Source organism: Pseudomonas paraversuta (assembly GCF_904067025.1).
In the GTDB taxonomy this organism is placed as follows: domain Bacteria; phylum Pseudomonadota; class Gammaproteobacteria; order Pseudomonadales; family Pseudomonadaceae; genus Aquipseudomonas; species Aquipseudomonas paraversuta.
In genome coordinates this window covers 1,206,526-1,225,614 of the sequence record NZ_CAJFDA010000001.1, presented here as the reverse complement: position 1 = coordinate 1,225,614, position 19,089 = coordinate 1,206,526, and the positions used below count along the sequence as shown (strand labels likewise).

21 protein-coding genes and 1 riboswitch are annotated in these 19,089 nt (G+C 59.2%); of the genes, 4 read left to right on the top strand and 17 right to left on the bottom strand.

Features of this window, described 5'->3' with window-relative positions; all coding sequences use genetic code 11:
• Positions 1–4: 4 nt before the first annotated feature.
• Positions 5–1,369 carry a DNA recombination protein RmuC gene (locus tag JQ848_RS05840; protein ID WP_177412972.1) on the bottom strand — a complete coding sequence of 455 codons (1,365 nt, stop codon included), beginning with the start codon at positions 1,367–1,369 and terminating at the stop codon, positions 5–7.
• A 173-nt stretch (positions 1,370–1,542) separates the two neighbouring features.
• On the bottom strand, positions 1,543–1,866 hold the full coding sequence (locus JQ848_RS05835) for an SEL1-like repeat protein (RefSeq protein WP_202210348.1): 324 nt from the start codon (positions 1,864–1,866) through the stop codon (positions 1,543–1,545).
• Positions 1,867–2,837: 971 nt separating this feature from the next.
• Between JQ848_RS05835 and JQ848_RS05830 the strand changes: the two genes are divergently transcribed.
• The 3 genes from JQ848_RS05830 to JQ848_RS05820 all read left to right on the top strand — a co-directional run bounded on the left by JQ848_RS05830 (position 2,838) and on the right by JQ848_RS05820 (position 5,223).
• Positions 2,838–3,062: a hypothetical protein gene (locus JQ848_RS05830; protein WP_003442709.1), complete on the top strand. Its 225-nt coding sequence runs from the start codon at positions 2,838–2,840 to the stop codon at positions 3,060–3,062.
• 266 nt (positions 3,063–3,328) lie between these two features.
• Positions 3,329–3,808, top strand: a complete 480-nt coding sequence (locus tag JQ848_RS05825) for a hypothetical protein (RefSeq protein ID WP_003442713.1) — start codon at positions 3,329–3,331, stop codon at positions 3,806–3,808.
• Positions 3,809–3,954: 146 nt separating this feature from the next.
• Positions 3,955–5,223 (top strand): OmpP1/FadL family transporter, encoded by a 1,269-nt coding sequence (locus JQ848_RS05820; RefSeq protein ID WP_010655762.1) that lies wholly within the window; start codon positions 3,955–3,957, stop codon positions 5,221–5,223.
• 86 nt (positions 5,224–5,309) lie between these two features.
• Here JQ848_RS05820 and JQ848_RS05815 read toward each other — a convergent pair whose 3' ends face one another.
• From JQ848_RS05815 to cobO, 14 genes are all read right to left on the bottom strand, one after another.
• On the bottom strand, positions 5,310–5,861 hold the full coding sequence (locus tag JQ848_RS05815) for a glutathione peroxidase (protein ID WP_003442723.1): 552 nt from the start codon (positions 5,859–5,861) through the stop codon (positions 5,310–5,312).
• A gap of 55 nt (positions 5,862–5,916) precedes the next feature.
• On the bottom strand, positions 5,917–6,039 hold the full coding sequence (locus tag JQ848_RS22825) for a hypothetical protein (RefSeq protein ID WP_003442738.1): 123 nt from the start codon (positions 6,037–6,039) through the stop codon (positions 5,917–5,919).
• Positions 6,036–7,244, bottom strand: coding sequence for an MFS transporter (locus JQ848_RS05810; protein ID WP_010655760.1), 1,209 nt, complete (start codon positions 7,242–7,244; stop codon positions 6,036–6,038). The genes JQ848_RS22825 and JQ848_RS05810 overlap by 4 nt, the downstream gene beginning before the upstream one ends.
• A gap of 52 nt (positions 7,245–7,296) precedes the next feature.
• The gene (locus JQ848_RS05805; RefSeq protein WP_003442752.1) at positions 7,297–7,710 is read right to left on the bottom strand and encodes a MarR family winged helix-turn-helix transcriptional regulator; all 414 of its coding nucleotides are present in this window, start codon (positions 7,708–7,710) and stop codon (positions 7,297–7,299) included.
• Between the two features lie 115 nt (positions 7,711–7,825).
• The gene (locus tag JQ848_RS05800) at positions 7,826–8,563 is read right to left on the bottom strand and encodes an adenosylcobinamide-GDP ribazoletransferase (protein ID WP_161718164.1); all 738 of its coding nucleotides are present in this window, start codon (positions 8,561–8,563) and stop codon (positions 7,826–7,828) included.
• Positions 8,564–8,565: 2 nt separating this feature from the next.
• The gene (cobC, locus tag JQ848_RS05795) at positions 8,566–9,141 is read right to left on the bottom strand and encodes an alpha-ribazole phosphatase family protein (RefSeq protein WP_202210347.1); all 576 of its coding nucleotides are present in this window, start codon (positions 9,139–9,141) and stop codon (positions 8,566–8,568) included.
• On the bottom strand, positions 9,138–10,193 hold the full coding sequence (gene cobT, locus JQ848_RS05790; RefSeq protein ID WP_010655758.1) for a nicotinate-nucleotide--dimethylbenzimidazole phosphoribosyltransferase: 1,056 nt from the start codon (positions 10,191–10,193) through the stop codon (positions 9,138–9,140). Before cobT ends, cobC begins: the two co-directional genes overlap by 4 nt.
• Entirely contained in the window at positions 10,190–10,711 is a 522-nt protein-coding gene (gene cobU, locus JQ848_RS05785) for a bifunctional adenosylcobinamide kinase/adenosylcobinamide-phosphate guanylyltransferase (protein WP_202210346.1), read from the bottom strand. The genes cobT and cobU overlap by 4 nt, the downstream gene beginning before the upstream one ends.
• A gap of 76 nt (positions 10,712–10,787) precedes the next feature.
• Positions 10,788–12,239 carry a cobyric acid synthase gene (locus tag JQ848_RS05780; RefSeq protein WP_127196168.1) on the bottom strand — a complete coding sequence of 484 codons (1,452 nt, stop codon included), beginning with the start codon at positions 12,237–12,239 and terminating at the stop codon, positions 10,788–10,790.
• Complete coding sequence (cobD, locus tag JQ848_RS05775) at positions 12,236–13,228, bottom strand: threonine-phosphate decarboxylase CobD (protein ID WP_010655757.1); 993 nt, start codon at positions 13,226–13,228, stop codon at positions 12,236–12,238. The genes JQ848_RS05780 and cobD overlap by 4 nt, the downstream gene beginning before the upstream one ends.
• Positions 13,221–14,129, bottom strand: a complete 909-nt coding sequence (gene cbiB / locus JQ848_RS05770; protein WP_202210345.1) for an adenosylcobinamide-phosphate synthase CbiB — start codon at positions 14,127–14,129, stop codon at positions 13,221–13,223. The genes cobD and cbiB overlap by 8 nt, the downstream gene beginning before the upstream one ends.
• A complete protein-coding gene (gene bluB, locus JQ848_RS05765; protein ID WP_127196167.1) occupies positions 14,126–14,776 on the bottom strand; it encodes a 5,6-dimethylbenzimidazole synthase in 651 nt (216 codons plus the stop codon). The genes cbiB and bluB overlap by 4 nt, the downstream gene beginning before the upstream one ends.
• Positions 14,773–16,086 carry a cobyrinate a,c-diamide synthase gene (locus tag JQ848_RS05760; protein ID WP_010655756.1) on the bottom strand — a complete coding sequence of 438 codons (1,314 nt, stop codon included), beginning with the start codon at positions 16,084–16,086 and terminating at the stop codon, positions 14,773–14,775. Before JQ848_RS05760 ends, bluB begins: the two co-directional genes overlap by 4 nt.
• Positions 16,087–16,096: 10 nt before the next feature.
• Complete coding sequence (gene cobO, locus JQ848_RS05755; RefSeq protein ID WP_003442773.1) at positions 16,097–16,708, bottom strand: cob(I)yrinic acid a,c-diamide adenosyltransferase; 612 nt, start codon at positions 16,706–16,708, stop codon at positions 16,097–16,099.
• 80 nt (positions 16,709–16,788) lie between these two features.
• A riboswitch (cobalamin riboswitch) is annotated at positions 16,789–17,031 on the bottom strand.
• A 109-nt stretch (positions 17,032–17,140) separates the two neighbouring features.
• Between cobO and JQ848_RS05750 the strand changes: the two genes are divergently transcribed.
• Entirely contained in the window at positions 17,141–18,448 is a 1,308-nt protein-coding gene (locus JQ848_RS05750) for a PQQ-dependent sugar dehydrogenase (protein ID WP_037001549.1), read from the top strand.
• A gap of 51 nt (positions 18,449–18,499) precedes the next feature.
• Here JQ848_RS05750 and JQ848_RS05745 read toward each other — a convergent pair whose 3' ends face one another.
• On the bottom strand, positions 18,500–19,039 hold the full coding sequence (locus JQ848_RS05745; RefSeq protein WP_003442777.1) for a C40 family peptidase: 540 nt from the start codon (positions 19,037–19,039) through the stop codon (positions 18,500–18,502).
• Positions 19,040–19,089: the final 50 nt, after the last annotated feature.

Genomic DNA, 19,089 nt, shown 5'->3' with positions numbered 1-19,089 from the left:
CCGCTCACTCAGCCGGGTGCGCCACGCCATCCACATCGGTCATCGCCCGTTCCAGCAGGTCTGCCGGCAGGCTTTTACTGGCCCTTGCGCCCAGCAGTTTGAGCTGTTCGCTGCGACTGACGAGGTTGCCCCGACCTTCTGTCAGCTTGTTACGCGCGGCGGCATAGGCTTTATCCAGTTGCTGCAGTCGATTGCCGACCTCATCCAGATCCTGAATAAACAGCACGAATTTGTCATATAGCCAGCCTGCCCGCTCGGCAATTTCCCGCGCGTTCTGACTTTGCCGCTCCTGCTTCCACAGGCTGTCAATGACCCGCAAGGTCGCGAGCAAGGTGGTCGGGCTGACAATCACGATATTGCGATCGAATGCTTCCTGAAACAGATTGGGCTCGGCTTGCAACGCGGCGGAAAAGGCCGCTTCGATCGGTACAAACAGCAACACGAAGTCCAGACTGTGCAGCCCCTCGAGTCGCTTGTAGTCCTTACCGGCCAGCCCCTTCACATGATTGCGCAACGACAGTACATGCTGTTTGAGTGCCGCCTGGCCGATGACTTCGTCATCTGCCCCTACATATTGCTGATACGCCGTGAGGCTGACCTTGGAGTCGACCACCACCTGCTTGTCACCCGGCAGCATGATCAGGACATCGGGCTGAAAACGCTCGCCGTCCGGCCCCTTGAGGCTGACCTGGGTCTGGTACTCGCGGCCTTTCTCAAGCCCGGCATGTTCAAGCACCCGTTCCAGAATCAGCTCCCCCCAGTTGCCCTGGGTTTTCTGACCTTTCAGGGCCCGGGTCAGGTTGGTGGCTTCATCACTCAGGCGCAGGTTGAGCTGCTGCAGACGCTCCAGCTCTTTACCCAAGGAAAATCGTTCCCGGGCTTCTTGCTGATAGCTTTCTTCGACCCGCTTTTCAAACGACTGGATGCGCTCTTTGAGGGGGTCGAGCAACTGCCCCAGGCGTTCACTGCTGGTGTCGGCGAAACGCTGCTCGCGCTCATCGAAAATCTTGCCGGCCAGTTCCGCAAATTGAGCCCGCAACTCATCACGGGAGCCTTGCAGATCGTTCAATCGTTGTTGATGGCTGTCTTGCTGCTCCCGCAGTTCAGCGGCCAGGGCGGCCCCATGCGCGTCCAGACGCCTTAACTCGGTTTCTTTCTGGCTGCGCTCCAGGCTCCAGGCATGGGCTGCATCGCGGGTATTGTCACGCTCCAGCTGCAACAACTCGACCTCTCGCCGCAATGCCGCGAGCTCTGCCTGCTTGGCCGCATTGGCCTGGCCCAGATCACTGATTTCATCGCGACTGGCATCCAGTTGGGCGCTCAGGCCTTCCTGGGCCAACTGCGCCGTACTCAGGCGCTCGCTGAACATCGCCAGCTCTGCATCAAGGCTACTGGCGCGACGCTGCACCTGCCATAAAACTGCCAGCAGCGGCACACCTGCCAACGCCAGGCCCAGCAAAATGCTGCTCAAGTCCAGGGCCATAGCCCCCTCCGCACGAGATAAAAGAGCAAGGTTAACCAAGCAACAGGCCTGAAGACAGCTCAGTCTTCGGTTTTGCTCAGTTCCTGTTGTGCAGCGCGGTCACCGGCACGGGCTGCCTGGCGCAAGAGTTCATGACCGATTCGTTGATCCCGGGCACTCCCGCAATCACGGCACATCAATTGCCCCAGACGACTCTGGGCCAGTACTACGCCTTGTCGTGCGGGTTGTTTCAGCAAATGCCCGGCAACGTGCTTGACGCTGGGGTTAGCGCCCAATCGAGGATTATCCAGTAACCAGATTGCCACCCGCAGAGAAAAGCGTTTTGGGGCTTCTGCTGGAGGAGCAGGACGGGTAACGGAGGAAGTAGCTGTGCGAAACTTCATATGACACTGTAGGGCAGAACAGAAGGCGCGCAACTCTACTCCTTTTTTCGTTTGGGTAAAGTCGAAAAAGTACTACACCCGCGATCTAGAGCAAGCCCACGGGACAATCCACAGATCCTGTGGATAAGTCAGTGGACAACCTGCATTTAACCGCCGCAAACGCCCACCCTACGGGGCCTCAGGTCAAACTGACGATTTTTTCACCAATTAAAAAAAACGATGTTTTTCATTGACTTAAATTTGGCGAACAGGCTATGAGCGGGGTAAATCCAGCCCCTGCCGGCATTTTGTACGCAGCACCTTAAATGTGCACAAGTTCACACTCCCCCCAGTAAACAGGACAAATGCAGGGCAGAACCTGTAGGCCTGCGCACTGCTAATGAGTAGCCTCCAACGCAGGTTCAAGCGGCCATTGCTTGCCGGACGGGGCTTGCGCACCGGTAAAAATGGGCTAAAAGCGCCCATCGGCAGCCGCGACAAGCCCATACCCAAGGTCTTTATGAGGTATTTTTCGCTAGCACACTTGCGTTTAATTTTTCAACCCGTTAGTATCCGCAGCGTTAGTACCAAGCTGAAAGTCAATTCGGGCCGAACAAATCCCTCAAGCACTCTTCAATAAATTGAAGACACGCTGATAAAACGGGATCGACCCCCTCGATGGTTTCCAGGTAAATCTTGCGACGATACTGCCTTTGAAAAGCAAAGGGTATCGCGAAGCTCTTACTCTGACCGAACCAACCTGCAAATTGATCAGGATCTTCACCCGGAGCACGGAACCTTAGCTCCTGTTGTGATTGCCTGCCCTCCTAAGTACCTACCTGCCAGCCCAAGCGCCACATACTTAATGCGCTCCAACTGGCGGCTTTGTTCCAGTCAGGTTCTTCGTCCAGCCAAAGATGGCTCGACGTCACTGGAACGTTTTAACGTTGCACGGTTCTAATCCGTGTCATTTGTAGGAACACCTAATAACTATGTCTACTCAAATCCATACTCAGGATGCCATTCGCACCCTAACCAACGCCTTTGCTCCAATGAACTGCCTGATTATGGCCGCTCGCAAAGGATGCTTCAGCTTCACCCTGGTCAACGAACACGGCATCGCTCGTCACAGCGAACGCCTGTACCCCGATCAATATTCCAGCGCAGCACCTCTGCAAGCTGTGATCGAGCGTACTCGTCAGGCACTTATTGCCTGATCTGATAAGCGGTAACCCAACAAGCCCTGCCTGATCCGCAGGGCTTTTTGTTGCTAAAAATTTAAGAAATATCCGGCATCGTTTAATTACTTGCGGATATATAGCTAACAACTCGAAGCTATAAATGTTTTAAAAACAGAACTTTAGAACAAAGATATGAGACTACACTTCAACTCAAGCGGCATAATCCGCTTCCGGCGATCCCTTACGACCCACTGCTGCCAAGCTCTTGGGACCGCCGGCCATTTTCAGGCGTCGAGGACGATATGGGTATCGCTGCCAGGGAGTTGAGCCTTTATGTAATTCGGCCAACGCTGATGTATCTGGGCCAGAACAACCCGGATGCAGAAGCATTGTTGCTGGGTATTGCAGCCAGCCAGTCAAGTTTGGGCTCAGCCCTGCATGATCGGCGCGGTCATGGCCTGTACTGCATTCGCGAACCCCGTCACGCCGCCTTGTGGGATCAGTACCTGGCGCAAGACCCCGAACTGGCGAGCCTGGTTCGCGGACTGGCCAGTCAGCATGCATTCTTGTGCAGCCCGCATTTGGAACTCACGGTTAATTTACGTTACGCAACGGCCATAGCGTGGTTGCTGATAGAACAGCAGCAACTAACCATACCCGCTGCAGATGACCTGCTCGGTATGGCCAGAGTTTGGCGCCAAGCCTTTGAACCACAAGGACGTTTGCGTGATTTCACTCACGCATGGAACAACTTTGTTTCTCCTCTTGGCCATGTCGCCTGAGATTTCACCCACCTACAATAATATTTAAATGATCGGAAACCGGTCGGATTGTCCTACAAAACAACGCTAACTTCTGCGATTTAGCCTATAGCGCTTAAACAAAAATGTTGGTAGTTTTCGTCCGGTGATCAAAAGGAGTTCTAATAATGAAAAAAGTAATGCTCAAGACCACACTTAGCCTCGCCGTCACTTTGGCTTCCAGCCATATTTTCGCAAGTGGCTTCGCCCTCAACGAACAAAGCATTAGCGGTATGGGGACCGGCTTCGCAGGGCGTTCGTCTTCTGCTGAAGATGCGAGCACCGTTTTCGGCAACCCGGCAGGCATGTCCCGCATCAAGCGCGAACAAGTTACCGGTGGTGTTGCTGCAATCGACGCAAGCACCGATATCAAGCACGCAAGTGGCGGCGCTCCAGGCGGCACCAACAAAGGCGACATGGTTCCTTTCACTGCCGTGCCAATGGGCTTCTACGTGAAGCCAATTGATGAGCACTGGGCATTTGGTGTAGGCCTGTATGCTCCTTTCGGCTTGGTCACTGACTACGAAAGCAGCTTTGCCGGTCGCTATGCTGGTAAAGAGAGCAAGGTTCAGGTTATTACCTTCCAGCCTACTGTCAGCTACGCCTTCAACGATGTAGTTTCGATCGGTTTTGGTCCTACCATCAACCGCATTGACGGCACCCTGACTTCCGCTACGCCTGGTCCACGCGGCCCCGCCAGCGACGGTGAAGTTAAAATCAAGGGTGACGATACTGCACTTGGTTTCAACGCCGGCATCCTGGTTCAGGCCACTGACAGGACTCGCCTGGGTCTGACTTATCACTCTAAAGTCAAATACAGCCTGGATGGAAACACCAAAATCTCGGGCATAGGTTTCGGGCCTTTCAATGGCACTAAATACGATGCCGGCCTGGATATCACTACGCCCGAATCTGTTGACTTCTCGGTTACCCATGAGCTGAATGACCAGTGGACCATCTATGCAGGTAGTACCTGGACTCGCTGGAGCCGCCTGAAAGACATCACCGTTGAAAACAATGGTGTTCCACCTGCGCTAGGCGGCAGTGTCGGCCCGATCGGGACCATTAAAGAGGATCAGAACTGGCATGACACCTGGGCTTCGGCCATTGGTGCTGCCTATAAGATCAACAAGCAATGGACAGTGCGCACCGGCTTGTCGGTTGATCAGTCACCTACCAACAATACTGACCGTTCGGTTCGCATCCCGACTGGCGACCGTAAAGCAATCAGCTTTGGCGTCGGCTGGAGCCCAACTGATGATCTGACTATTGATGCCGCTTATTCCTACCTCAAGGAAGAGTCGGTTAGCGTCAACCTGCCAGCCAAAGGCAACTACAAATCCTCTTACCACAACAGTGCAAACGGGTTTGGTGTAGGTGCAACCTACAAGTTCTAATTCAGCGCGAGACTTGACCCCTCGCCAACTGAATTAAAAAAATCCCCGCTCTCGTTACCGAGGCGGGGATTTTTAATGAACGGAAGTCAGGGTTTTGAAGCAATGGCTTTTTCTATCGCGTCAATCAACTCGGGACTGTCGGGTTTGGTCAGACTCGAAAAGTTGGCAACTACGTTACCTTTGCGATCAACAACGTACTTATAGAAATTCCACTTCGGAGCACTGCTCTGTTCAGCCAGCACTTTAAACATGTGTGCGGCGTCAGGGCCACGTACATGTTGCGGATCAATCATGGTGAACGTGACGCCGTAATTAACGTAGCAGACCTTGGCTGTTTCCTCGCCACTCTTGGCTTCTTGTTTAAAGTCATCGGACGGCACCCCGATCAACTCCAGCCCTTGCCCCTTAAAGCGCTGATTCAACGCCTCAAGCCCTTTGAACTGTGGAGCAAAGCCACAGAAGCTCGCGGTATTGACGATCAACAGCGGTTTACCGGCAAAACGCTGGCACAGATCGATAGACTCCTTGGCCCGCAACTTGGGCAACGAGCCCTCCAGTAACGGTGGGCAATCTGTCGCCCATACCGAACCGGCGCACGCCAATAACAGTACGGGCATCGCAATCCAGCGCTTGAGCATTATGAAAGTCCTTTAAATAGAGGCAGACCCAGAACTTACTCGCCCCGACAACATACTAGCAAGCACCCATGCCCAACTGCATCAGCGCCAGCCCGCCTTGATGCCAGCCCCACCACGCCAGAGCCAGCAGCAATGAACCGCCGCCCAGGCCCGCGACCCACAACCACATCGAGCTCACGCCATACTCCCCTGCGCCTGCAAACGGGCAACAGGACGCTCACGCACCGGCCAGTTCAAGGCTGCAGCCAATAGACTCAAGAATATCGAAACCTGCCAGATCAGATCGTAGCTACCGGTTCGATCATAGACCACACCGCCCAGCCAGCCGCCAAGGAACGCGCCCAACTGATGGAACAGGAACACGATGCCTCCCAGCATTGACAGGTTACGCACACCAAACAGAGTGGCGACGGTGCCATTGGTCAACGGCACCGTCGACAGCCACAAGAAACCCATGGTCATACCAAACAGATAGGCACTGAATTGCGTCACCGGTGCCCACAAAAACAGCACAATCACTACCGCTCGCGCCAGATACAGGGCGGTCAGCAAACGCGGCTTGGACATGCGTCCGCCGAGCCAGCCCGCCGTGTAGGTGCCGAAGATATTGAACAGCCCAATCAGCGCCAGCACAGTCGTACCAACGGTCGCTGGCAGATGCTGGTCTACCAGATAGGCCGGCAGGTGGATGCCGATAAACACCACCTGAAACCCGCAGACAAAAAAACCGAAGGACAACAACCAGAAGCCGGAGTGCGAGCAGGCCTCACCCAGGGCTTCCTTGAGGGTTTGCTCGCCACCCAGACTCGGCAGCGGGCGATCCTTGAGCATGCTCACCAGGGGCACGATCAGCGCCACCAGCAAGCCCAGAACCAGCAAAGCCGACGACCAGCCGAGCCAGCCGATCAAACCCAGGGTGCCTGGCAGCATGGCGAACTGACCGAACGACCCCGCCGCACTGGCAATCCCCATGCCCATGCTGCGTTTTTCCGGGGGCAAGGCGCGCCCCACCACCCCCAGAATCACCGAAAAAGAAGTACCGGACAGACCGATACCAATCAACAACCCCGCACTCAGTGACAAGGTCATCAATGAGTCCGACATGCCCATCAGAATCAAACCGGCGGCATACAAAATGCCCCCAATGATCACCACCCTGGCTGCACCGAAACGGTCAGCCAGAGCACCGGTGAACGGTTGTGCCAGGCCCCAGATCAGGTTTTGCAGGGCGATGGCAAACGCAAAAACCTCACGGCCCCAGCCAAACTGCGCACTCATGGGCGGCAGAAACAGCCCGAAACCATGCCTTACCCCCAGGGACAGCGCCAGAATCAATGCACTGCCCAAAAGCACCCAGCCGCTGGTACGCCACACCGATGTCATTATTATTCTCCTAATGCGGGTATATACCCATTTCTATTCGTGAAACAGGCGCTCAGTCCGCGCCCGCCAACTCATCCAGCAGCTGCAACAGTTGTTCACGCCGGTCTTCGCCCAAACGGTCAATCAGACGCTGTTGTGCAGCCTCCCAGGCAGGCAGGGCAGCCTCGAGCCGCTCTTCACCGGCCTTGGTCAGGCACACCAGTCGATTGCGATGGTCTTCGCCCTCGGCCAGCTTCACCAGGCCTGCAGCTTCGAGCACCCGCAAATTACGGCCCAAGGTACTGCGATCCAGCCCCATGGCTTCGGCCAGAGTGGAAATACTCGGCTGATCGAGACGCTTGAGATTACACAACAAGGAATACTGGGCAACGTTGATCCCGAAGCCATCAAGAGCGCCGTCGTAATGCCTGCTGATGCCGCGGGAAGCGCGACGCAGATTGGTGCATAAACACTGGGTCGGTAACATTTTGTATGTATATACCCGCAATTAAACAGAATCAAGATTTATAAACACACCCTTGAGGGGGCCGGTATGCCAGCGACACGGCTTCTCAGGATATCCAGGCTGACGCATAGCAGGGTCACACTTGAATAAGCGCCAGCCCCACCAACAGCAGAACCTCAAGCAATTCAAGCAAGGCGCCGGCGGTATCACCCGTGGTGCCGGCCAAACGACGCAGCATCACCTTGCGCAGCCAAACAAACCCAAGCGCAGCCAGCACCAGCGCGTACAACCCTGCATAACCGGCTATCACCACACACGCCACAGCACTGAGCCCCAGCACCTGCCATCCCGCCTTGCGTGGCAAGTGATCAGCCAGCGCCTGCCCCAGGCCACCGGCACGAACATAGGGCGTGGTAAGGAACACTCCCAGCAAAGCGCTGCGGCCGATCAACGGTACAATCAGCAAGACCGCCGTCTGTTGTTGCACTATCAATGCCAGCAGCGCGCAAAACTTGAGCAATAACAGCAACACCAGGGTGACCACGGCAATCGGTCCGCTGCGCGGGTCTTTCATGATACTCAGGGTGCGCTCGCGATCACCAAAACCGCCCAGCCAGGCATCTGCACTGTCAGCCAGACCGTCCAGGTGCAGCCCGCCGCTGAGCAGCACCCACGCCGTCAGCAGCAAGGCCCCGTGCAGCATCAACGGTGCACCGGCCAGCAAGCCATTGAGCCCCCAAAGCAACAGGCCGAACAACAAACCCACCAGCGGATAGAACAGCAGCGAACGCCCCAGCTCCTGCGGCGCAGGCATGCCGGGCAGGCGAATCGGCAAACTGCTTAAAAACTGCAGGGCGATCCAGAATGGCAGCATGCTCAACCCTCTTCGCTCAATACGCCATGCGCTGCGACACGCAGGCCGAACAGCGCCCCATTGACCACCTGCACCTGCAACAAGTGCTCACGGGGCAGACCCCGGGCCCGGGCCAGCAGCAGTTTCATCACCCCGCCGTGGCACACCACCAGCACCCGCTCGCCGGCAAACTGTTGCTGCAAACGGCTAACCGCTGACAGCACCCGCGCCGAGAACTCCAGCACTGGCTCGCCTTGCGGCGGAGTAAAGCCGTAGGGGTCTGTCCAGAACAAGCCCAGCGCCTCGGCATCGGTCTCCATCAGCGCGGCAGGACTACAGCCCTCCCATGCACCAAAATGCAGCTCCTGCAGGTCCTTGTCGAAAGACACCGGTAACGCCAGCTGCTGGCTCAATTCCTGCGCGAACAAGGCACAACGCTGCAATGGCGAGCTGACAATACGATCCCACGGCCCGCGGCCTTTGACCGCCTCCCGCATCTGCTCCCAGCCCAGGGCCGTCAGCGCGTCATCGAGACTGCCGCGCAGACCGCCGCCCAGTTCGGTTTCACCATGGCGCAACAGATCCAGCTGCACACTCATGCCGGGCGGTCCGCCACGGAGGCCTCGGCAAAGGTTGCCATCTGCCCGTGCAGGTCGCAGGCAAGACGCACCAAGGGGACCGCCAGCGCAGCACCGCTGCCCTCGCCCAGGCGCAAGCCGAGGTCGAGCAACGGTTGTGCCTGCAGGCTTTCCAGCACATGGCGATGCCCCTGCTCGGCGCCGCGATGGGCGAAGATCAGCCACTCTCGGCATTCGGGATTCAAGCGTACGGCGACCATGGCCGCAACCGTGCAAATAAAGCCATCGACCAGCGCCACCAGGCCTTCTTGCGCACACGCCACATAGGCCCCGGCCAAGGCTGCAATTTCAAAGCCGCCCAAGCGAAACAGAGTCTGCAACGGGTCATCCAGCAGTCCGTCGTGAAACGCCAGCGCCTGATCGATCACCCGGGCTTTATGGCTCACACCCGCCGCATCCAGACCGGTACCCGGCCCCGTCAAATGCGCAGCCGGGCAATCGAGCAGCGCACAGGCCACGGCACTGGCCGACGCCGTATTGCCGATACCCATTTCACCGCCGATAAACAACTCACTGCCCGCTGCCAGTGCACGCAATACGCTGTCACGACCCGCCTGCAGAGCTTTCAAGCCCTGACTGTCGGTCATCGCCGCGCCCGTGGCAAAGTTGGCCGTGCCGGCCCCCAGCTGCAAATGCCGGACCCCCGCCAGATTGAGCATCGGGGTAACTGTGCCCAGATCCACCACATCCAGTTGCGCGCCCAACTGACGGGCCAGCACGCTGATTGCCGCGCCGCCGCTGACAAAGTTGTGCAGCATTTGCCCGGTGACCGCTTGCGGATAAGCCGATACACCCTCCGCCACCACGCCGTGATCACCTGCAAAAATCGCAACCCATATTTGATCGGCACGGGGTTTCAACCGCCCCTGCAACCCGGCCAGCTGCACTGCCAAAGCTTCCAGCTGGCCCAAAGAACCTGCCGGCTTGGTCAATTGCTGCTGACGCTCGGCCGCTGCCGTCGACATTGCATGATCAACCGGCTTGCACGGGGTCAGCCACCACGGGGTATTCATAGTGCAGTTCCTTTCAACGTCAGGGGCAGGCCCGCCACCGTCAGCACTACTCGCTGACAGCGCTCGGCCAAGGCTTGATGCAACCAACCGGCTTCATCGACATAGCGGCGAGTCAATTCGCCCAGCGGTACGACACCCATTCCGGTTTCGTTGCTGACCAACACGATTTCACCCGGCAGTTCAGCCAGGCACTCCAGCAGCGCATCACGCTCGGCGCTCAGGCGCTGTGGATCTTCAAGCAGCAACAGGTTGGTCAGCCATAGCGTCAGGCAATCCACCAGCAGAAAAGAATCTGCCTGGGCGTTGTCGCGCAGTACCCGGGCCAGCTCCACCGGCTCTTCAACCAGCGCCCAATGCCCGGGGCGGCGCTCACGATGGTGACGCACGCGCTCGTTCATCTCACCGTCCAGCGGCTGGCTGGTGGCAATATAGGTGACGGCCAGACCGGACCCGGCCGCGAGCTTCTCGGCCAGGCGACTTTTCCCCGAGCGGGCTCCGCCCAGAATCAGTTGCAGCATGTTTTGGAACCTCTAGCAGAAGAAGGCGCTCTGGCCACTGACGCTAACGCAGGCAAGCCGGGCCCCCGCAGGGATATCAGAGCCCGCATAATTGACGAAGCAGCCCGGTATCCAGATGGTTTTGCACCAGGTCCGCCAGGCGTTCGATATCCCGCTCACGCAGGGCGTGGTAATCCACCGATTGCACATCCTGCAAGCCGGCCCAGCGCAGCAAGGCACTGCAGGCCGCAGGCGACTCGAACAAGCCATGCAAATAGGTGCCGAAAATTTGCCCGTCGGCGCTTTGCGCGCCGTCACAGCGGCCATCTTCCAGTTGCACCGCCGGCCGCTCCAGCGCCACGCCGGTAGTCACCCCCGCATGGATTTCGTAACCACAGACTTCAGCGTTTTCCAGAGCCAGATGCCCGCGCACATTGCGCAACTGCTTCTCGGCGGCGAGCTCGGTGCTGAATGCCAGCAACCCCAGCCCCGCGCTTGAACCCGCAGTACCTTCCAGGCCCAACGGGTCGTGAACCTGCTCGCCGAGCATCTGTAAACCGCCGCAAATCCCCAGCAACTTGCCGCCATAGCGCAAGTGACGGTTGATGGCAGTGTCCCAGCCATTGGCCCGCAAATAGGCCAGATCGCTGCGCACGCTCTTGGAACCCGGCAGAATGATCAAGTCTGCAGCCGGGATGGGCTGGCCCGGCCCGACAAACTGCAAGTCCACCTGCGGGTGTAAACGCAGCGGGTCGAAGTCGGTGTGGTTACTGATACGCGGCAGCACCGGCACTACCACCCTGAGCACTTGATCCGCCTTGTCGGTCTGACGCTGATCAATGCCGTCTTCGGCCTCGAGGTGCAAATCCATCACATAGGGCAAGACCCCGATCACCGGCTTGCCCGTGCGCTGCTCGAGCCAGTCTAGACCGGGCTGGAGCAAGGCAATGTCGCCACGGAAACGGTTGATGATGAAGCCCTTGACCCGTGCCTGCTCGGTTTCGCTGAGCAACTCCAGAGTGCCGACCAGATGCGCGAACACGCCGCCGCGGTTGATATCGGCGATCAGGATCACCGGGCAATCCACGGCTTCGGCAAAGCCCATGTTGGCGATGTCACCGGCACGCAGGTTGATCTCGGCAGGCGAACCCGCGCCCTCGACCATCACCACCGGGTACTCGGCACTCAAACGTCGATGCGAGGCCAGCACCGCCTGCATGGCAATGGCCTTGTAGTCGTGGTAGGCCACCGCGTTCATGCTGGTCACCGCACGACCATGGATAATCACTTGCGCGCCGGTGTCACTGTTGGGCTTGAGCAGCACCGGATTCATATCCGTGTGCGGCGCCAGGCCGGCCGCCTGCGCCTGAACTGCCTGCGCCCGGCCGATCTCGCCGCCCTCAGCGGTTACGGCACTGTTGAGTGCCATGTTCTGCGGCTTGAACGGCACCACACGCACACCCTCACGGGTCAGCCAGCGGCACAAGGCCGTGACCAGGGTACTTTTACCGGCATCGGAGGTGGTGCCCTGCACCATCAAAGTACTCATGCAACTTCCTTGGTGTAGGCCAGCAACGTCTGCTCCAGCCGCAACCAGTCAGCCTCGGTGGCCGGCAGACCGAAACGTACGCTGCTGTTATGGGCAAACAGACGCAGCAAAATGCCGCGCTGGGCCATGAATTCGTAAAGACGGTCGGCATGGGGCGTAATCAGCCACTGAAACAGCGCGCATCCGCCCTGGGGCGGCAAATCATGTACGCCAAGCAATCGCGCCAGACGCCCGCTGGCCAGTACGCTGCGCTCGCGCTGCAGCGCCTGGGCTGCGGTGTCTAGCAGGCAGGCCTGACCGACAATCCGGGTCGGCCCGCTGACGGCCCATGGCCCGACTTGTTCGGCCAGCAATTTGAGCAATTTGAGTTCCGCCAGAACAAAGCCCAGGCGTATGCCGGCCAGGCCAAAGAACTTGCCGAAGGAGCGCAACACAATCAGTCCGGTACGCCAGCTCTGGGCCGACAGACTCAAATCCGGCGTGTTGTCCATAAAGGCCTCGTCCACCACCAGCCAGCCTCCGCGCTGGGCCAGCCTGGCGTGCCATTCCAGCAGGCGCTCGGCGGACAGGCTCAAGCCTGTGGGGTTATTGGGGTTAACCACCACCAGTACATCCAGGGTATCGAGGTAGAAATCGACTTCCTGTTCCATGATTTCGCGCACGATGTGCCCGCTGCGCCGCCATGCCTCAGCGTGCTCGGCATAACAGGGCGACAGCACACCGACCTTGCCCCCCCGACGCAGGCGCGGCAGCAACTGAATGGCGCACTGCGAACCCGGCACCGGCAACACATTGGGTGCGCCGTAATAGGCACAGGCCGCATGCTCAAGCCCGTCGTCGGTTTCCGGCAAGCGCGCCCAGGCACGCTGATCAATCTCGGGAATTGCGAATGGCCAGGGCGCCAGGCCACTGGACAGGTCCAGCCAGTCGGCCTCGGCAATGCCGTAGTGCAGGACTGCCTGGCGTAAACGTCCGCCGTGCTCAAGCATAGAATTCACTCCCCACGCACAGGATCAATAACCACAGCCACACCCCGCGTTGCACCAACTGCCAGCCGCGACTGATCGAATCGGCATCCGCCGGCGCACCTTCGCCCAATTGCCCGCGCTCGTGCAGTTCACCGTGGTAAATCGCCGGGCCGCCCAACTCGACCTCCAGGGCACCTGCGCCCGCCGCCATCACCGGCCCTGCATTAGGGCTGTCCCATTGCGGCGCCTGTTTGCGCCAGCACTTAAGGGCGAGTCGGGTTTTACCCAGTACGGCGTAGGTCAAGGCAACCAGACGCGCAGGAATGTAGTTCAGCACATCATCGATCCGCGCAGCCGCCCAGCCAAAACGCTCGAAGCGTTCGTTGCGATAGCCCCACATGGCATCCAGGGTATTACTCAAACGATAGAGCACTACACCCGGCGCACCGGCCACGGCAAACCAGAACAAGGCGGCGAACACTGCATCGCTGCCGTTCTCCAGTACCGATTCAGTGGCGGCGCGGGCCACTTCAGTCGCATCCAGTTCGCTGGTCTGGCGACTGACCAGGTAGCCGACCCGGGTACGGGCTTCGTCCAGATCATTGCTGCGCAGGGCTTGTGCCACCGGCTGCACATGCTCGCCCAGACTGCGCATGCCCAGCGCGCAGTACAGCGCCAGAATGTCCACCAGCCAGCCGATGTAAGGCAGCCACGACAAGGCTGTGGCCAGGATCGTAAATGGCACAACCGCCAGCACCCAGGCTGTCACGCCATGGCTGCGCCAGCCCCGGCCACCGGAATTGAAACGTTGTTCGATACGCTCAGCCATCCGGCCAAACGCAACCAGCGGATGCCTGCGCTTGGGCTCACCGAACAGCGCGTCCAGTGCCACTCCGGCGACGCACAGCAACGCCACACTCATGGGCTCACTCCCCAATAATTCTCATAGACCAGTTCACTCAAGGGACGCGCTTTGGCCCATCCTTCGAGTATCAGCATAGGTGCTGGATAAAAGCTCTCGACCGGGCCCAGGCACAGTACAGCCAACGGCTTGGCGCCCGCAGGCAAGCCCAGCAGCTCGGCCAGCGCCCGGGGTTCGAACAGCGACACCCAGCCCATGCCCAACCCCTCGACCCGGGCGGCCAGCCACAGGTTCTGGATCGCACAGGACAAGGATGCCATGTCCATCTCCGGCAAGGTCCGGCGACCGAAAATGTGCTTCTCACGGTCATCCATCAACGCAGCCACCAACACTTCGGCGCAATCGTTGATCCCCTCTACTTTGAGGGTCATGAACTCATCGGAACGCTCACCCAACGCTTCAGCAGTGCGTACCCGTTCTTCTTCCACCAGGGCTTGCACCTTGCTGCGCAACTGGCGATCGCTGATGCGGATGAACCGCCACGGCTGCATCAGGCCCACACTGGGGGCCTGATGCGCGGCTTCAAGCAGCCGTGATAACAGTTGAGGAGCCACCGTGCCACCGCTGAAGTGCCGCATGTCGCGGCGTTCGGCGATGGCGCGATAGACAGCGGCTCGCTCGTCAGGACTGAATGCGTTGTCGCTCATGACACCTTCACGGCACAGGGCGCGAACAACGCAGCAATGGCCTGGGGATTGGACGGAAAGTAAAAGTGCACATAAGACGCTGTCATCCGCCCGTCACGATACACCGCTTCAGCACCACGCCCGCCATTGGGGCTCAGGCCCCGGGCAATGGGCTCAAGCTCAGTAGTGGTCAACGAGTGATGGTAGGTGTGACCGCGCAGCAGCCCTTCGGGCATCTCGACCGCCTGCAACGCCAGTGCCGCCAGGCGCTTTTGCATGGTCGCTTCACCGGCCAGCAGCCCCACCAGCTCGGCACGCTGGCCGTCGACGTCGGTCAGGGCATCCAGCAGATAGAGCATGCCACCGCATTCCGCAAGCAAGGGTTTGCCCGCAGCATGGTGCGCGCGAATGGCCTGCAGCATCGGCGTATTACGCGACAGCTCAAGGTGATGCAGTTCAGGATAACCGCCCGGCAAATACAGACTGTCAGCCTCGGGCAAGCGGGCATCGTGAATCGGCGAGAAGAACAGCAATTCGGCGCCCATGTCCCGCAACAGCGCCAGGCTCGCGCCATAGGTGAAGGCGAAGGCTTCATCCCGGGCCACGGCAATACGCACTCCGGCCAATAATGGCTCGGCAGGTACCAACTGCGGTGCAGCGAACTCCACCGCCGGTGGCAGCGCTACCTCACAGGTGCTGGCCAGGGCTGCGGCTGCCGCATCAAGGCGTGCGTCCAGATCATTCAACTCGCTGGCCTGGACCAGGCCCAGGTGACGGCTTGGCAGTTCGATTGCGGTTTCACGGGACAGCGCGCCATACCAGCGCAGACCTTCAGTCAGGCTTCCCTCCAGCAACTGCGCATGGCGCACGGTACCGACGCGGTTGGCCAGCACCCCGGCAAACGGCAAGTCCGGCTGATACCGCGCCAGGCCCAACGCCAGCGCACCAAAGGTCTGGGCCATGGCAGTGCCATCAATCACGCCCAACACCGGCACGCCAAAATGACGCGCCAGATCAGCGCTGGACGGCGTGCCGTCGAACAAGCCCATCACCCCTTCAATCAGAATCAGGTCCGCTTCACCTGCGGCTTCCCACAACAGGCGGCGGCTTTCATCGGCGCCCACCATCCACAAATCCACCTGATATACCGGCGCCCCGCTGGCGCGCTCGAGGATCATGGGATCGAGAAAATCCGGGCCACACTTGAATACCCGCACCTTGCGCCCTTGATTGCGATGCAATCGGGCCAGGGCGGCGGTGACGGTGGTCTTGCCCTGGCCCGAGGCCGGTGCGGCGATCAATACCGCCGGGCAATGACGCGACTCTCTCATGCTTGAACACTCACAATTCGATGCCTTTCTGGGCTTTGATCCCGGACTGGAAGGCATGTTTGATCACACCCATTTCGGTCACGGTATCGGCCAGGTCTATCAGTTCAGGTTTAGCGCCGCGTCCGGTGACCAATACATGCTGCATCGGCGGACGGGCTTGCAGGTCGCTCAACACTTGCTCGAGGTCGAGATAGCCGTGCTTGAGCGCAATATTCAGTTCATCCAGCACCACCAGACCGATGGAGGGGTCGCGCAGCATCTCGCGGGATACTTCCCACGCAGCCTCGGCCGCGGCGATATCACGCTGGCGATCCTGGGTTTCCCAGGTAAAGCCTTCACCCATCACGTGGTAACGCACCTGTTCCGGGAAACGGCGGAAGAAAATCTCTTCGCCGGTGCTGTTGCGACCCTTGATGAATTGCACCACACCGCACTGCATGCCGTGGCCCATGGCCCGTGCCAGCATGCCAAAGGCCGAACTGCTTTTGCCTTTACCGTTGCCGGTCAGTACCAGCAGCAGCCCGCACTCGTTAGGGGCGCTGGCAATGCGCTCATCCATTACGGCTTTTTTGCGCAGCATGCGCGCCTGGTGACGTTCGTCGCGTTCGGGGGATTCGTTCATGGCAGCTCTCCGTTGGGGCTCAATCATGCAAACGGGAGGCGGGGGACATTGCAACAAAAAGCACACCATCGCCCGCCGCGAGGTGTTGGATGGATCAGGCCGGTCTCCGGGCTCACAAGCGGGATACTCCAGACGGAGCAACCCTGACCACGCGTCTTCCCGTGCAAAAACACAGTGACATCGAGCGCAGCCTTTACTCATTTACCGTTGCGGGGGCAGCGCCGGGATCAAAGCGGTTGTGTGGATCAAACACGCCCTCACCGGCTTCCCTGTTTCACCCTGTCGACCTTTGGCCACAGAGCACCTGAAACAAGCCGCGAAGGTTAGAGGGTTGGGGGTGGAGCGTCAATTAAAGCCGGCAGCAACGACTTGAACCTTTGAGCAGCTACGCTCCTCTATGACTGACAAGCCCAAGAACTGATGGAGATCTTCATGCTCAAGCGCCAGCACGCCATTGTCATCGTACTTGCAGCAGGGTTGGCCGCCTGTGGCGAGAGTTCGACCCTGCAAGTGGTGGATGGCACCGGCCCTTCACCCAAGCTGCCGGAACCGAACAAGACGCTGATTCCGACAGTCAACATCGCACCGGCCATAGGCTGGCCCGAGGGCACTACGCCGACTGCCGCCCAGGGACTGAAAGTGGCAGCCTTCGCCGAAGGCCTCGACCACCCCCGCTGGCTCTACGTGCTACCCAATGGTGATGTACTGGTGGCAGAAACCAATGCACCGCCCAAGCCGGATGACAGCAAGGGCATCCGCGGCTGGGTGATGGAGAAAGTCATGGGCCGGGCCGGGGCCGCAGTCCCCAGCGCCAACAGAATCACGCTGCTGCGCGACAGCAACCATGACGGCGTGGCAGAAACCCGCACGGTTTTTATCGACAAGCTCAACTCCCCGTTCGGCATGACCCTGGTGGGCAATGATCTGTATGTCGCAGACGCCGACAAACTGCTGCGCTTCCCCTATCAGGCCGGCGAGCAATCCATCAGCGCCCCGCCGACCAAGGTCGTCGACCTGCCCGGCGGCCCGTTGAACCACCACTGGACCAAAAACGTCATCGCCAGCCCGGATGGCAAAAAACTCTATGTCAGCGTGGGTTCCAACAGCAACGTGGGCGAAAACGGCCTGGACAAAGAGCAAGGCCGCGCCGCGATCTGGGAAGTGGACCCGGCTACTGGCAGCCACCGTATTTTCGCTTCGGGCCTGCGCAACCCCAACGGCATGGACTGGGAGCCAAAATCAGGAAAACTCTGGACTGCGGTTAACGAACGCGACGAAATCGGCAGCGATCTGGTGCCTGACTACATCACCTCGGTACAGGATGGCGGCTTCTATGGCTGGCCTTTCAGCTACTACGGGCAACACGTGGATACACGGGTTAATCCACAAAACCCGGAGCTAGTAGCCAAAGCCATTGCGCCGGACTATGCCGTGGGCCCGCATACGGCATCCCTGGGGCTCAGTTTTGCGACAAACAGCAAGCTGCCCAACTTTACCGAGGGCGCATTTATTGGCCAGCACGGCTCCTGGAACCGCAAACCCCACAGTGGCTATAAAGTGATTTTCGTGCCGTTCACTGAAGGCAAACCTGCCGGCATGCCGGTGGACGTGCTGACCGGTTTTCTCAATGCCGATGAGAAAGCCATGGGCCGCCCGGTAGGGGTAGTGATTGATAAACAGGGGGATCTGCTGGTTGCCGATGATGTTGGCAACAAGATCTGGCGGGTGTCCGGGAAATAAACTGCAGGAGCGAGCCGCTCAAGGGCTCGCTCCTACTGGTTCGGCTTTGGCTTACGGGTTGTGGGCCAGATGCTGCTCGGTCGGCAGTACACGCTTGGCCTCCAGATAGGCTTTCTGCCAGTAGGCCTTGTTCAGGCTGTCCAGCTTGACCGTGCCGCCTGTTGCAGGCGCATGCACGAAGCGGCCCTCGCCGACATAAATCCCGGCATGACTGACCCGGGAACCACCACTGGTAGCGAAAAACAGCAAGTCACCGGTTTGCAGCTTGTCTTTGCCAACACTCTGCACCCGCATCACGATCATCTCGCGAGTGGTACGGGGCAAGGAAATACCTGCGGCATCGTTGTAGACGTACTTGATCAAACCACTGCAATCAAAACCGGAATCCGGGGTATTACCGCCCCAGCGATAAGGCGTACCGACCAGCCCCAGGGCACGGAACAGCACATCCGCAGCAATCGGCGAAGCGTCTTCAGGGGAGTTGGAAAACACCACCTGCTTTTGCACCACGGGGGCTGGCGGGGGGTGGCTGGCGCAGGCACTGAGCAGTGCTGCTAGAGTCAGAAGGGCAACGCGGGCCATGGTCGACATAAACAGAATGTTCCTGATTCTGGATACGGCTACTGGGGCCGCGAAACCCG

Coding starts and splice junctions, on each gene's coding strand:
- cbiB (WP_202210345.1), bottom strand. CDS start 14,129: ATGAGTGTGGCGTTGCTGTGCGTCGCCGGAGTGGCACTGGACGCGCTG.
- bluB (WP_127196167.1), bottom strand. CDS start 14,776: ATGAGCGACAACGCATTCAGTCCTGACGAGCGAGCCGCTGTCTATCGC.
- JQ848_RS05800 (WP_161718164.1), bottom strand. CDS start 8,563: ATGCTGCCATTCTGGATCGCCCTGCAGTTTTTAAGCAGTTTGCCGATT.
- JQ848_RS05760 (WP_010655756.1), bottom strand. CDS start 16,086: ATGAGAGAGTCGCGTCATTGCCCGGCGGTATTGATCGCCGCACCGGCC.
- JQ848_RS05825 (WP_003442713.1), top strand. CDS start 3,329: ATGGGTATCGCTGCCAGGGAGTTGAGCCTTTATGTAATTCGGCCAACG.
- JQ848_RS05830 (WP_003442709.1), top strand. CDS start 2,838: ATGTCTACTCAAATCCATACTCAGGATGCCATTCGCACCCTAACCAAC.
- cobO (WP_003442773.1), bottom strand. CDS start 16,708: ATGAACGAATCCCCCGAACGCGACGAACGTCACCAGGCGCGCATGCTG.
- JQ848_RS05805 (WP_003442752.1), bottom strand. CDS start 7,710: ATGTTACCGACCCAGTGTTTATGCACCAATCTGCGTCGCGCTTCCCGC.
- cobD (WP_010655757.1), bottom strand. CDS start 13,228: ATGCTTGAGCACGGCGGACGTTTACGCCAGGCAGTCCTGCACTACGGC.
- JQ848_RS05835 (WP_202210348.1), bottom strand. CDS start 1,866: ATGAAGTTTCGCACAGCTACTTCCTCCGTTACCCGTCCTGCTCCTCCA.
- cobT (WP_010655758.1), bottom strand. CDS start 10,193: ATGAATACCCCGTGGTGGCTGACCCCGTGCAAGCCGGTTGATCATGCA.
- JQ848_RS05820 (WP_010655762.1), top strand. CDS start 3,955: ATGAAAAAAGTAATGCTCAAGACCACACTTAGCCTCGCCGTCACTTTG.
- JQ848_RS05780 (WP_127196168.1), bottom strand. CDS start 12,239: ATGAGTACTTTGATGGTGCAGGGCACCACCTCCGATGCCGGTAAAAGT.
- JQ848_RS05750 (WP_037001549.1), top strand. CDS start 17,141: ATGCTCAAGCGCCAGCACGCCATTGTCATCGTACTTGCAGCAGGGTTG.
- cobC (WP_202210347.1), bottom strand. CDS start 9,141: ATGAGTGTGCAGCTGGATCTGTTGCGCCATGGTGAAACCGAACTGGGC.
- JQ848_RS05745 (WP_003442777.1), bottom strand. CDS start 19,039: ATGTCGACCATGGCCCGCGTTGCCCTTCTGACTCTAGCAGCACTGCTC.
- JQ848_RS05840 (WP_177412972.1), bottom strand. CDS start 1,369: ATGTTCAGCGAGCGCCTGAGTACGGCGCAGTTGGCCCAGGAAGGCCTG.
- cobU (WP_202210346.1), bottom strand. CDS start 10,711: ATGCTGCAACTGATTCTGGGCGGAGCCCGCTCGGGGAAAAGTCGCCTG.
- JQ848_RS05815 (WP_003442723.1), bottom strand. CDS start 5,861: ATGCTCAAGCGCTGGATTGCGATGCCCGTACTGTTATTGGCGTGCGCC.
- JQ848_RS05810 (WP_010655760.1), bottom strand. CDS start 7,244: ATGACATCGGTGTGGCGTACCAGCGGCTGGGTGCTTTTGGGCAGTGCA.